The following is an 11885-nucleotide window of genomic DNA, read 5'->3' as shown; positions in this document are numbered from 1 at the left end:
GATGCTCAAACAGCATCCGAACGGCACGCGTGCGAAATTCCGGAGAATAACGTTTCGATGTTTTCTTATGTTCCATAGGATCCACTCTATTGGGAGTTAGACCCTCCGGTAAACTCGGGGCGGTTCAGTATATAGCTAAACGCGTGTTTGAGAGTAGCTGCTTTAATGGGGCTTCAAAAAGCATTCAGTTAAAATCATTTGACATCATTAATCTGTTGCCACTTGATCTTGCCGACGCTGCCACGCGAAGTAGCCCGCTACAGCAGTGCGTGCAATCGTAGAGACTATTGTTTGGGCGTCAGTGAATTAACACCGTTTACAACCTGACCGTTTGCATCGCCCTTAAGGCGGTTTTTATTTTCTGAAGGAACGATAATCAATGCTGAGGGGGCATCCTTTAGGAGGTGCTCTTATGGACAGTTTTGAATTTGAAACGGTCTACAATGGAAGTGTTGTTCTAATTACAATAGGCGTAGTTTTGGTTGTATTTTTTGCATGGCAGTGGCGGAGATGTTATCGGTCTCGAAAAAGGCCGCCTGAATAGAATGACGGTTTATCCCCGTCATTCATTAAGTTTATGGATTGGAAATTTCTAAAAGATTCCCCGCTTAAGCGGGGCTTTCGCACATCCAGAAATGGGAAGGTAAACGGCTGACAGCTTATCAGGATGTGGCTGGTATCTGGACGATTGGTTATGGTCATACATCAGCGGCGGGTTCGCCCAAGGTGGTCGCAGGTATGAAGATCAATGATCAGGAGGCAGTGCATATTCTGCGTGCTGATCTGGCGAAGGTTGAAAAACGGGTATCTGATCTGGTTAAGTTGCCTCTCAACGATAACCAGTATGCCGCACTCGTTTCGTTCGATTTCAACACGGGCGCTCTTCACAAATCCACTTTGCTCAAAAAACTGAATGCAGGTGATTACGGTGCTGTGCCTGCAGAGCTGATGAAATGGGTGAATGCTGGCGGCAAACGAGTGCAGGGGCTGGTAAAACGCCGTGCTGCTGAAGAGGGTCTTTGGGCTAAGGGTGATTTCGTTTCATCCAATTACGTCGCCCCTGAACAGAAGAAAGACACTCTGCTCAAACCTGAATTAATTGCCTCAGCTGGTGGTTTGCTTTCAGGGCTTGGCGGTATGGCCTCAGGATCGTCACCAATCCAGTGGCGCTCGACATGATCATGGTTGGGGTGTTTGATATCGGTGTATATTATCTGATTAAGCGGATGCGGGAGCAATCAGCATGAGGCTCACACTTCAACATATCATTGGCGCATTAATCGGAGGGGCAGTTTCAGGCCTCTTTTTCTATGCGCTAGGCATTCATAACGGTAAACAGCAAGCGGCGCTAAAGGCTGCACAAGCTGTCACACAAGCAATCCAGAGCATGGCAGGTATCAATGAGACAATCAACAATATAGGCGGCTTTGCTCTGTGTGTTGAGCTTGGCGGGTGCGCGACCAGTGCGAGCAACTGCGCGGGGCGGCCGAAGATCAGCCTTAAGCCTGAAACGGCTGTTTATGTGGCAAAAAATGACAAACAGGCTGGCAACGACATTGCCGGACATAATGCATATGGCCAAAAGGCGGGGTGCTGGTGATGGGCGAAGACCTCAAATGGCTCATCGGAATATCAGTCAGCATAATCGTATCATTTATGATCGCTCTCGTAGGATCATTCCGATCCCTTTCAGCGACGATGAAGGATGGGGATAATCAGCTTCATGAGCGAATTAACCGTGTCCGTGATGAGTACGTTACGCGTGTCGACCATGATGCCCAGATTGATCAGCTCAGAGATACTGTGAAAGAAATACATGATGAATTAAGGGAAGGGACAAGAGAGACTAATAAACGCCTAGATCAAGTTTTAGGTGTGCTGGTACAAGAAAGATAATAAAAAGCCGCCAGACTGGAGAATGGCGGCTTTAAGGTTTTAATGTCGTTTTAATTAGAACTTGTAGTTCACACCAAAGCGAATTTGATTTGAGTGCATTTTGAATTTACGTTCTGCTGCATTCGTGTAGTTAGGATCGTTCAATGTTGTCTTGGCTTTACCCAGATTGGTATAAAGATATTCTGTTTTTACAGTCCAATTATTGGTAACGGCATATTCAACACCTGCACCAACGGCATAACCAACTTTAGTTTTTGATTTGCTTGTCTCAAATTCTGCAATCTTGCAACCGTTAGAGTTGCTGTTGATTGCTTTGGAGCAACCAAGTGTGTGTTTGGTTTCTGCAATAGCCAAGCCACCTGTCACATAAGGCATGAAACGATCTGCGGCATAGCCTAAACGTGCACGCAATGTGCCTTGCGTACCAATTTTGTCTTTACCGTAATAACGGGAATGAACAGCGTTGTTATAATCTTTATCTTCCCATGACTTGCTGATGCTGCCGAACGAAATATCAGCTTCAGCACCAAGTACGAGATTGTTATCAAACTGCCAATTGTAACCAGCCTGAATGCCGCCAAAACCGCCTTTTGTTTTCAGGCGAGGTGCCTTGTCATTGTTGGCGTCATGATTTTTACCCCAGCCATAACCGCCATGTGCACCGATATAACCGCCAGTCCATGAGAACGTGTCTGCGATTACGACAGGTGCAGGCTCTTGTGGTACAATGTAATCAGCGGCATAAGCACTAGTTGACATAAGAGCTACTGAGGTAGCGATAAGGATCTTTTTCATTAAATGCCCCCATTGAATTGAAACTAGGCTGAAGTTAACGTATGGCAGGCCAAGAGTCTGTAACATTTAGGGCACACTTCATTCAAAGTAGGTATTTTAGGCGTTTCATATAAATAGGGTTACCAAGTTCTTTATCTGGTGTGCTCAATTAATTGAATGTCGCCGTTCTTGATGTAAACAAGTCGGCCACATTTCAGGCATATCATTTCTAAGCGTTGATCATCTTCCAGATCGCGAACTTGTATTTGGCTTTTCCAGCTCATGGCACAGCTATCCCGTGGCGCTAAATATGAGCAAAAAGGGTTGAATTTATTTTCACAAATGCTAATTTGTTCTGTAAATGCTCTCTCTTAATGAGAGAGTCAAAGATATTTAAAAATGGTGTGCCGAAGCTGTTTATAATCAAAAAAACGGTTTACAGGACAAGATCTAACTTATTGATTTATTAAATTTACTTAGTGACTGGGGGCGTAAGTTCGAATCCAACCGCTCCGACCATTAAATTTACTGCACATTTGCGTATCCATTTCGTATTTATATTGATGTGATAGTGTTGCAAATTAAGCTGCAGTTTTTTCTATACCAAGCAAGAATTTTGTGTGATTAAACTGGTATTGCAACCAGGAGCTTTCAGACATGTATAGACTTTTCATAGCGAATAAAAATTACTCAACATGGTCGCTTCGCCCTTGGCTTTTACTGACTCAGTTGCAAATACCTTTTGAGGAAGTTTTGATCCCCTTTGGTAGTTCTGAATGGCATAATAATCCATCGCCAACAGGGCAGGTGCCATGCCTTGCTGATTTACAAGCGAATGACAAAACAACAGTTATTTGGGATTCACTTGCAATTACTGAGTATATTGCTGACGATTATCCTGAGGTGTGGCCACAAGATAAAAAAGCCAGAGCATGGGCGCGTAGTGCGAGTGCAGAAATGCATTCCGGCTTTCATAACTTGCGTGCTATTTGCACGAATAATATTGGTTTGCGCATTGATATTCGTGAAAAAACAACACCAGCTTTGCTTAAGGATATTAAACGTATTGAACAACTTTGGGGAGAGGGATTAACCTCGTTTGGCGGACCATTTTTGGCTGGTCAAAATTTCAGTGCAGTTGATGCGTTTTTTGCACCAGTAGTTTTTCGCTTTCAAACATATGGTATTGAACTGAATGATACGGCAGCTCGCTATGCTGATCATTTGCTTGGTTTGCCTGCAATGCAGGACTGGTATCAGTCTAGCCTTGCTGAAACTTGGCGCGACGAGCCTCATGAGGTTGATGCGCGTCATGCAGGTCATTGGATTGAGGATCTGAGGGCTGTTTAATTGCAGCAGCCTTATTGTTGAATTTTATTAGCTTTTAGTTGGTTTTTAAATGGTAGGGTCGCCCCGTGACTCTGCCATTTATTTATTTTTGCAACCAACCAGCTATTGATTGGATTTTCAAATATTTTCCAAGAAATTGCGGCAACCAGAACCGCAACTGTGACACCAGCTGCTATGATAAAAAGGGATCCTGCAACAGAGTTTTCCCAGAATGGTGGAATTGCATTAAAGAAGAATAATCCAACGAGTGGATGTAAAATAAAAATTCCAAAACTATAACGAGAAAGATTGGCAAAGCCTGACCACTGCAAAGGTGTGTAAAGACCTTGTGTGCTTGCGTTATATAGAAGAAATGTGAACACATATAGGAATATGAGGCGTGCCGGACCTTCAAGAACTACAGTGTGCCCGTCTACATCAGCTGGTGAGTAGAACAAGAAAATGAGAAGGCATATGGTAAGGCCAAGATAGGTCAACGATTTTGGCAGAACTATATTTTGATGTCTTACCAACCACATGCCGAACAAAAATGATGGTAAAACCCGTAATATGCCAAAATTTGTAAATTGTGCTCTGGTTAAAGAAGGGCCACCAAGCATTCGTGTTAACAGCTCACCACCGATGATCGCTATAATAAGTGCTGCTAAAATTCCCACACCAAAACGTTTGCTTAAGACATCGAATAATGGAAAGCAAAGGTACATCAGGAATAAAGCGCTGAGTGACCAGCTGACATAATTGTAAGAAAAAGTACTACCCAGACCCCAGCTATGCAAAAGAAATAATTGGGTAATAGCATTTTGCCAATTGGTATCCGGCTGGGCATTCGGATTAATAAATCCATATGCATAAGCAATAGAGATGAGCGCAAAACAAGAAAAAGTGGCCACGTGAAGAGGGTAGATGCGTGCTAAACGCTTTGCTTGAAAAGCAAAGTATTGACGTCTATCCCATGTGCCATAAGCACGGCGTGCAAGGAATAGTCCCGATACGATAAAAAATATATCAGTAAAATATGAAAAACGTAAAACAACAGAAGTTATGAATTCATTGTCTATTGGTATTCGGAAGGAATAGTGAAAAGTAGCAATTCCTAAACATAGAATGAAACGTAAACCATCAAAATCTGGAAGTCGTTGCATTATACACCAATTCACAAAAATATTGTTCGAATTTAAAACTAAATTGAATGGTTATGCCGTTTTAATAGGAAAGGCCAGCGGTTTTATTTTTTAGTCAGTGCGATTTAGAATATTTATAGACAGCCTTCACACAAAAGCCAGCGACGCAACATTGGCTTTTGTAATCCCTTATTTATAGTTGATGCGTGTTAAAGTGTTGCGGTCGCACTGAGGCTTGAAAATTCAACGTAAAAATCACGTATGCCTGATGCTAAAAACTGCACAGCAATACATGTAAGCAAAAAGCCCATAATTTTGGAAATTGCTTGTGTACCATGTTTGCCAAGTAGTTTTTCAATCCATTGCGAAGCTGAAAGCATGATGTAAGCAATGGTTGTAACAATCGCGATGCCGATTAAAATATGAACATGCCCCATAATCATCTGGCCGCTTGGAATTTGTGAACCAAACCCCATCACCACCGCGATAGAGCCTGGGCCTGCAAGACTTGGCATAGCTAAAGGGGAGAATGAATAATCCATATCAGCTTTTTTAATGTCGGATGCGCTGGACTCGACTTCTGATGAAGGATCGTTGCCTGAAAACACCAATCGTAACGCCAAAATCAGGATGATAATCCCGCCAGCAACACGAATACCCGGCATGGAAATGCCAAAAAGTGTGATGATACCCTTACCCAGCAGAAGAAAAGTTGCCAGAATACAAAAAGCATAAATACAAGCCTTGGCAGCTTGTTTGCGCTTTTTCTCAGCGGACATGCGATTTGTCAGAGACATAAAAAGCGGAAAAGTAGTCAACGGGTTCATAATTGGCAAAAGGCCAATAACAACAATTGCTGTATATTTAAAAAAATCTACAATATATGACATATGAAAATCCTTTTTGCTCAAGCCTATGAGGGATTTCTAAAGAAAAGGCAAATTTTACTTAATCCAATCTAGCCAGCTAACATTTAAAGCGAATGCGCCCGGTGCCAGCATGGCAAATGCCCATATGGCTGCGGAGGCGAAGTTTGCGAGCTGAAACAAGACTTGCGGTAAATTCATTATACCTGCCATTAGCGGAACAATAGCTCTTAATGGCCCCCAAAAACGACCTATAAAAACGCTCCATGTTCCCCAGCGTTGGAAGAATAACTCGCCATTACGTGCCATATCCGGATATTTAGAAAGCGGCCAAATATTGAGAATTTGCTTTTTATAACGGCGTCCGAGCCAATAAGAGACCCAATCACCTAAAAACGCACCAAGGGCTGCTGAAATCCATAGGGTTAAGAAATCTAAGTTCGCCACACCAATAAGGGCACCCATACCAATCAAGATTGTCGTGGCGGGGGCGAGGAGTGATAAAAAGGCCAGAGATTCACAAAAAGAGAGCGTAAATGCAATGAAGGGCGCTAAATAGCTATATTCCTGAACAAAATTTAAGGTTGTTTGAATCAAATTATTTAGCATCAAGTAGGCTCAATCATAAAATATGCTTCTGGTCGCGGGTGTTTTAGCTGTATCTTATTCCGGTTAAAGTCGCGTGATTTTATCATTGTAGAATATATAATGTAATGAATTACAATTTTGCTGGAAGTAAGATTGAGAGATGAAAATCATAACAATAATTGAGGTTCAAAATTTATTCTTTCACATAGCCGAGCCGTTTTAAAATTAAGAGCTCAGTTTCAGTCGGTGCCATTGTTTCGGCTAATAAATCCAATTGATAGTGGTTCAATGTGCTTTTGAAGTGTCCATAGAGAGAGCGTTTGGGTTTCCAGCCAAGCTCATCGATAATCCGATCCGGTGCGGCCAGACACGGATAATCACGAAATGGAAACCATGAGCGTGCACTTGCATTGCCTGCAGCACCACCGACAGCAATCTGATTATCTTCAAGCCCTGCAACTTGTGCCAACAAGGTGGAAAGTTGCGAAAATGTTAAAATTGCTGTGTCGGCAACATTAAAAACATCGAAGCCGCGGCATTCACTTTGAGAAACATGCATGATGGCATTTGCAACATCATCAACATGAATGAACTGTGCTTGGGTGTCACCTTTTCCGGGCAACAAAATCGGCTTATTGGCGGCCTGCCGCGCCCAGAACCACGTTTCCCTGTCCGAACTATTATCAGCGCCAAAAATATAAGGTGGACGAAGCATGATACATTGGTCGTAATGATCAGAGGCCGAGCGATAGATTTCCTCCATCTCACTTTTCTCTTTGCCATATTCAGCCCAAATGGCAGCGCCGCCCGTCGGCTCATTTTCGAATGGTGGTTGAATTGCACTGTCTGCGTAAACTGCGGCGCTGGAAATGACGATAATATTGCCGGTTACGCCTTGAAGGGCTCGCGTGAGGTTTTGTGCTTGCTGTGGTGTATAACAATTGGTGTCAACAACAACATCAAATTGTTGACCTTTCAGTACATTTTCAAGAGCCTTCAAGTCATTACGATCAGCAATTAGCTGCTCCACATTCTCAAGCGCTACATTGCCACGATTAAGAACGGTCACTTGTTTGGATGCGCTCAAGAATGTATTGACGACATGCTTACCTACAAAGCCAGAGCCTCCGATAATGAGGACAGATTTATTTTTCATCGGACTGACCATATATCTTTCAAAAAACTCGGCGATTCATATGAGAAATGATCTGTGATTCTTGAGCTCAATGAAACCCGTGCAGCAAACCTGCAGGCCTTGATCCGTAAGTATTATGAAGATTGTTTTGAATTTGATAGATGGCGGAGGGGGTGGGATTCGAACCCACGGTACGGTCACCCGCACGCCGGTTTTCAAGACCGGTGCCTTAAACCACTCGGCCACCCCTCCGGCTACACTTTATATTTGAACAAGAAGATCAAATATGAGCTCATATAAGGCAATATAAGCAGTGCTGAATGTCGCCTTTATATGCAAATCATTTGAAACGTCAACTGCTTATTATGCTTATAGAAAAAATAATTGAATGAAGCTGTTAATAACAGTTTTTAGGGCGCATCGCAGCTTTCCGGAACACTCTTTTCCAGATCAAGCGGTGAGGGGGTAAGGCTACCTGTCATAATCTCCAATGGTTTAAAAGGTGGCTCTTCCTGCATAGCCGGATTTGTCATTCGCAAAGTGTAGCAACCGGTAAAGACAGTTTTTTTACCGTCATTATCTTCTGCTTCAATGGCAAGTGGCAGGCTCCAGTAAATTTGTCCGGCACCCGGGTCGGGCTCAATATGTCTGGTTTTCACACGTACAGATTTAGTATTCTCGTAACCTTTGGCAAAATCATTAAAATGCGGATCACGGCCTTCTTCTGAATAATAGCTATAGGCGCGCACATATTCCTTACGATTGATCGCATTATAATAGGATTCAATCAATGTTTCGGGATTGCTGCGATTATCCAGATAATCAGGGACTTTTTCTGTTTCCCCGACCTCTGCCTGAACAGCAGGTGTTACAGTTTTTTCAACTGTTTCAGCTGCCTCAGCAGGTTTAGGCTCTTTTTCATTGGCTAAAGCCGGCAGGCAAGACAAGCCGGTAATGACAGCAGCGAGCATGAGCCCGCGCATGGTCATATCCTGCTTTTTTGCATATATCTGTCGCATGAAATGATCCTTGTTCATTCTTGATCTAGCCGCAAAACATTGATCCCTTGCGATCAGCATTGTAGGATACTAAATATAGTGAAATCATGGCAAATTAAGTGAAGTTTTGTGATCATCACGATTCTTGATTTTCTTGCTGATAGATTCAGTACTTTTGTACAAATTGAAAGTGAATAAAATGGGCCGTTTTGCAGTAATGACCTTGACCGATGCTGCTGCTGGTCGTGTGAATGAAATTGTTGAAGCGCGTGAAGATGCGCATGGCATCCGTATTGGCGTCAAAAAAGGCGGCTGTGCGGGAATGGAATATACAATTGATCTGGTGAATGAGCCGCAGCAAGGCGACGATCTGGTGCAGCATAATGGTGCGTCTGTTTATATCGCGCCACAGGCCGTTATGTTTTTGCTGGGCACACAAATGGACTTTGAAGTGACGACATTGCGCACTGGCTTTGTTTTCAATAATCCAAACCAGACCTCGGCATGTGGTTGCGGTGAATCAATCGAGCTGACGCCCATCTCTGAAGAGAAACTTCGTGAACTTCAAAGCAGTCTATAAAGAACTTATAATAATATATTGAAATCATTATAAAATAGCCCGCCATTGTATCAAAATGGCGGGCTATTTCTTTTAAGTGCGGGCAGGGAGCTTTCCGGCATCACGGCGCACGAGATAAAGCGATGCGCCGACAATGAGGGCTGCGCCAAACCAGAAATTATTATCCGGCACTGCGGCAAAGACGATCCAGCCGAGAATGACATTGATCGGCAGTTTCAGGTCATCAAACGGTTGCAGGAAGACAGCATCCGCTTCGGAATAGGCTGCGATTTGGCAATATTGCGCAATGGCGGTGAGGGTGCCAATCAGAATAAGAATGAACCAAACCTCCATCGCCGGCGCGGCCATTTCCGGCATGCCGATGCCTGATGCAACCCATAAAGCTGCATTAATTGGCGAAAGCAGAACCAGCATATAGATGGAAATACTGACAGAACGCTCAAAGCGCGTCAGATATTTGGTCATGACGGAATATCCCGCCCAGAGTGCGGCCGCCAGCACTGGCAGCAAAGCATAAGCGGTATAGGTATCAGACCATGGTGCCAGAATAATGACGGCACCGGAAAAACCAACAATAGCGGTGATAAGGCGTGCCGGAGTGACAACTTCTTTCAAGAAAAAGCGAGCAAATACGATCACGAAAAATGGTGATGTCATTGCCAGCGCAATGACCTGCCAGATTGGCACATGGGTGAGGGCGTAGATCCATACCTGCACCCCTGCTGCAGCCAATGCAACGCGCATAATATGCAACATCAAATGATTGGTGCGCAGTGCCTGCAAGCCAAGGCGGAATACAAATGGCAGGGTAAGAATGAGGGCAATAATATATTGCCAAAAGGCAATCATAACCGATGGAATGCCTGTTTTGGTGCCAGCCCATTGTGTGGCAACATTGACGCCTGCATAGGCGACACAAGCCGCCAACATCAGACTGGCGCCAAGTAAGGACGATCTGGTCGTTTTAACAGAGGTAATTTGGCTCAACGTTGTTTTCCTGTCTCGTTAGCCTGTCACCTCAGGGTACGGGGAGAAAACAACAATAGGCAGACGGCTAAAAGCCGTTTGCGTATGCAGCATTCACACCACGCTCTCTCTCATCCGGACTATGACCGTCGGCTTCGGAGTTACACCGAATCTGCTGACCCTGACAAAACTGTCAGGCGCTCGCGGGCTTTCGAATAGATTTTATTCGTTACCGCCGGTGGGGAATTGCACCCCGCCCTGAGAACTGGATTTCATTAATTTAGCAGCCAAAGACCAAAACCTGATCTTTGGCTGCTTATGAAATAGGATATGTGTGGCGCTAAATCAATCTATAGATGGATTTAAGGCTTTAAGAATGGGGTTCACTCGATGATGCAAATTCACCCATCAGCTTTTCAAAATCTTCAAAAGGCGGGAAGCCTTCATAACTGTGAGTGGCTGGTGTCTGCGCCCAGTCTAGTTTTTCCTTGGTCATTGTTTCGATGAACGGGACGAACCACCCATGATCATCAAATAATGACGGACGCACATTGAGAAAGCCATCAACGCCTTCAATGCGGGTATACATCCATGTCATACAATGATCGCAGAAATAATGATGTTGTTGGCTCCCATGTAAACCACCGATAACAGGTTCTCCTTGTGTGACTTTAAAGCCGGAAGAGGGAACCATCGCTGTTAATGAAAACGCACTGCTGCTCATGGTCTGGCAGCCGGCACAATGACATGCTGCTGTCATGATCGGAGCAGCTGTCATTTCAATTTTGACCTGTCCGCAACGACATTGTCCGCTTAGGGGTAATCGAGGCATTTTCATTAATTATATCCTTCAAAAAATGATGCTAATTTTTACAAATTCTTTGAAAGTTTTTCAATTTAATATTCTTTCCATCAATGCACAGCCACATTGAAGGCTGATACAGGCAGCACAACTAATTCAATGCGATAAGTCCAGCATCGGTGGGGGTAAACCCGCACCTCTGGAAGTAAAATTCCCGAAGATGGGGCGCAAAATCTACATGCATCCACTCGCAACCAGCTTCCTTTGCATGTTGAACCGCCTCTGCTATCAGAGCTTGTGCAATACCTTGGCGCTGAAATGCCGCTGGTACCATTGTATCCAAAATAAAGGCGTGGACGCCGCCATCCCACGCGACATTCACAAAGCCAATCAGTTTTTCCATATGACGCACACAAACCCAGCCAAGACTGAAACGATTGACCTGTGCCCACCAATCGATAGTTAATATTGAATGTTCAAAGCACTCTGCATGAATGGCATTAACTTCTGCATTCTCAAATTTACCACGCCATTGGATTGTGCACTGGGAAAGAATGGGAGCTTGTGACGACATTATTTTCATGCCCATCATATAAATATGAAACCACATTTTACGTCAATTCCCTTGTGATTTCATGCTGAAGCGCGACTTTTGCGGTCTGAGTTTATATGTAACGATATCTGTTGGCGACGAGCTTTTGTCGGAATATTTCTGCAGGCGTTTTGTAGCCTAAGCATTTACGAGGCGTGTTGTTGAGGCAATTGCAGATGAATGCGAGATCGCGGTCACTGAGGGTGAGCGGATCAAG

Annotated in this window: 14 protein-coding genes, 1 tRNA gene, 1 pseudogene and 1 riboswitch; of the genes and pseudogenes, 5 read left to right on the top strand and 11 right to left on the bottom strand. The window is 44.0% G+C overall.

Annotated elements, in window-relative coordinates:
- Positions 1-669 precede the first annotated feature (669 nt).
- The 3 genes from ABDZ76_RS17085 (at position 670) to ABDZ76_RS17075 (ending at position 1896) form a co-directional block, all read left to right on the top strand.
- Positions 670-1179, top strand: a complete 510-nt coding sequence (locus tag ABDZ76_RS17085; RefSeq protein WP_343808412.1) for a lysozyme — start codon at positions 670-672, stop codon at positions 1177-1179.
- A gap of 64 nt (positions 1180-1243) precedes the next feature.
- Positions 1244-1600 carry a hypothetical protein gene (locus ABDZ76_RS17080; protein ID WP_343808408.1) on the top strand — a complete coding sequence of 119 codons (357 nt, stop codon included), beginning with the start codon at positions 1244-1246 and terminating at the stop codon, positions 1598-1600.
- Entirely contained in the window at positions 1597-1896 is a 300-nt protein-coding gene (locus ABDZ76_RS17075) for a hypothetical protein (RefSeq protein ID WP_343808405.1), read from the top strand. The genes ABDZ76_RS17080 and ABDZ76_RS17075 overlap by 4 nt, the downstream gene beginning before the upstream one ends.
- A 54-nt stretch (positions 1897-1950) precedes the next feature.
- Here ABDZ76_RS17075 and ABDZ76_RS17070 read toward each other — a convergent pair whose 3' ends face one another.
- On the bottom strand, positions 1951-2691 hold the full coding sequence (locus tag ABDZ76_RS17070) for an outer membrane protein (protein ID WP_343808403.1): 741 nt from the start codon (positions 2689-2691) through the stop codon (positions 1951-1953).
- 636 nt (positions 2692-3327) lie between these two features.
- On the opposite strand from ABDZ76_RS17070, the gene ABDZ76_RS17065 reads away from it, so the two are divergent.
- Positions 3328-4020: a glutathione S-transferase family protein gene (locus tag ABDZ76_RS17065; protein ID WP_343808401.1), complete on the top strand. Its 693-nt coding sequence runs from the start codon at positions 3328-3330 to the stop codon at positions 4018-4020.
- A gap of 11 nt (positions 4021-4031) precedes the next feature.
- On the opposite strand, the gene ABDZ76_RS17060 is transcribed toward ABDZ76_RS17065, so the two are convergent.
- The 6 genes from ABDZ76_RS17060 to ABDZ76_RS17035 form a co-directional block, all read right to left on the bottom strand.
- Complete coding sequence (locus ABDZ76_RS17060; protein ID WP_343808398.1) at positions 4032-5162, bottom strand: acyltransferase family protein; 1131 nt, start codon at positions 5160-5162, stop codon at positions 4032-4034.
- A 188-nt stretch (positions 5163-5350) separates the two neighbouring features.
- Positions 5351-6031, bottom strand: a complete 681-nt coding sequence (locus tag ABDZ76_RS17055) for a MarC family NAAT transporter (protein ID WP_343808395.1) — start codon at positions 6029-6031, stop codon at positions 5351-5353.
- Between the two features lie 54 nt (positions 6032-6085).
- Positions 6086-6616, bottom strand: coding sequence for a DedA family protein (locus tag ABDZ76_RS17050; RefSeq protein WP_343808392.1), 531 nt, complete (start codon positions 6614-6616; stop codon positions 6086-6088).
- 172 nt (positions 6617-6788) lie between these two features.
- Positions 6789-7751 carry an NAD-dependent epimerase/dehydratase family protein gene (locus ABDZ76_RS17045; RefSeq protein ID WP_343808389.1) on the bottom strand — a complete coding sequence of 321 codons (963 nt, stop codon included), beginning with the start codon at positions 7749-7751 and terminating at the stop codon, positions 6789-6791.
- Positions 7752-7892: 141 nt separating this feature from the next.
- Positions 7893-7982, bottom strand: a tRNA-Ser gene (locus tag ABDZ76_RS17040).
- Between the two features lie 158 nt (positions 7983-8140).
- A complete protein-coding gene (locus tag ABDZ76_RS17035; protein WP_343808386.1) occupies positions 8141-8749 on the bottom strand; it encodes a hypothetical protein in 609 nt (202 codons plus the stop codon).
- A 178-nt stretch (positions 8750-8927) separates the two neighbouring features.
- Here ABDZ76_RS17035 and sufA point away from each other — a divergent pair, with 178 nt between their 5' ends.
- Positions 8928-9308 carry a Fe-S cluster assembly scaffold SufA gene (sufA, locus tag ABDZ76_RS17030; RefSeq protein ID WP_343808383.1) on the top strand — a complete coding sequence of 127 codons (381 nt, stop codon included), beginning with the start codon at positions 8928-8930 and terminating at the stop codon, positions 9306-9308.
- Between the two features lie 72 nt (positions 9309-9380).
- On the opposite strand, the gene ABDZ76_RS17025 is transcribed toward sufA, so the two are convergent.
- The 4 genes and pseudogenes from ABDZ76_RS17025 to ABDZ76_RS17010 form a co-directional block, all read right to left on the bottom strand.
- Positions 9381-10295, bottom strand: a complete 915-nt coding sequence (locus tag ABDZ76_RS17025; protein WP_343808380.1) for a DMT family transporter — start codon at positions 10293-10295, stop codon at positions 9381-9383.
- Between the two features lie 98 nt (positions 10296-10393).
- Positions 10394-10544: riboswitch (FMN riboswitch) on the bottom strand.
- 100 nt (positions 10545-10644) lie between these two features.
- Complete coding sequence (locus ABDZ76_RS17020) at positions 10645-11112, bottom strand: GFA family protein (RefSeq protein WP_343808377.1); 468 nt, start codon at positions 11110-11112, stop codon at positions 10645-10647.
- Between the two features lie 115 nt (positions 11113-11227).
- Entirely contained in the window at positions 11228-11686 is a 459-nt protein-coding gene (locus ABDZ76_RS17015; RefSeq protein ID WP_343808374.1) for a GNAT family N-acetyltransferase, read from the bottom strand.
- Between the two features lie 55 nt (positions 11687-11741).
- Positions 11742-11885, bottom strand: a pseudogene (locus ABDZ76_RS17010) (IS30 family transposase); the annotation flags it as partial.

It is taken from the genome of Paenochrobactrum glaciei (assembly GCF_039522165.1).
Classification (GTDB): domain Bacteria; phylum Pseudomonadota; class Alphaproteobacteria; order Rhizobiales; family Rhizobiaceae; genus Paenochrobactrum; species Paenochrobactrum glaciei.
The sequence above is the reverse complement of the archived record's forward strand: the minus strand, read 5'-3'. Positions and strand labels throughout refer to the sequence as shown.

What these genes read in the sequence shown, in the direction of transcription:
- ABDZ76_RS17080 (WP_343808408.1), top strand. Translation starts at nt 1,244, where the DNA reads ATGAGGCTCACACTTCAACATATCATTGGCGCATTAATCGGAGGGGCA.
- ABDZ76_RS17070 (WP_343808403.1), bottom strand. Translation starts at nt 2,691, where the DNA reads ATGAAAAAGATCCTTATCGCTACCTCAGTAGCTCTTATGTCAACTAGT.
- ABDZ76_RS17065 (WP_343808401.1), top strand. Translation starts at nt 3,328, where the DNA reads ATGTATAGACTTTTCATAGCGAATAAAAATTACTCAACATGGTCGCTT.
- ABDZ76_RS17060 (WP_343808398.1), bottom strand. Translation starts at nt 5,162, where the DNA reads ATGCAACGACTTCCAGATTTTGATGGTTTACGTTTCATTCTATGTTTA.
- ABDZ76_RS17055 (WP_343808395.1), bottom strand. Translation starts at nt 6,031, where the DNA reads ATGTCATATATTGTAGATTTTTTTAAATATACAGCAATTGTTGTTATT.
- ABDZ76_RS17050 (WP_343808392.1), bottom strand. Translation starts at nt 6,616, where the DNA reads ATGCTAAATAATTTGATTCAAACAACCTTAAATTTTGTTCAGGAATAT.
- ABDZ76_RS17045 (WP_343808389.1), bottom strand. Translation starts at nt 7,751, where the DNA reads ATGAAAAATAAATCTGTCCTCATTATCGGAGGCTCTGGCTTTGTAGGT.
- ABDZ76_RS17035 (WP_343808386.1), bottom strand. Translation starts at nt 8,749, where the DNA reads ATGCGACAGATATATGCAAAAAAGCAGGATATGACCATGCGCGGGCTC.
- sufA (WP_343808383.1), top strand. Translation starts at nt 8,928, where the DNA reads ATGGGCCGTTTTGCAGTAATGACCTTGACCGATGCTGCTGCTGGTCGT.
- ABDZ76_RS17020 (WP_343808377.1), bottom strand. Translation starts at nt 11,112, where the DNA reads ATGAAAATGCCTCGATTACCCCTAAGCGGACAATGTCGTTGCGGACAG.
- ABDZ76_RS17015 (WP_343808374.1), bottom strand. Translation starts at nt 11,686, where the DNA reads ATGTGGTTTCATATTTATATGATGGGCATGAAAATAATGTCGTCACAA.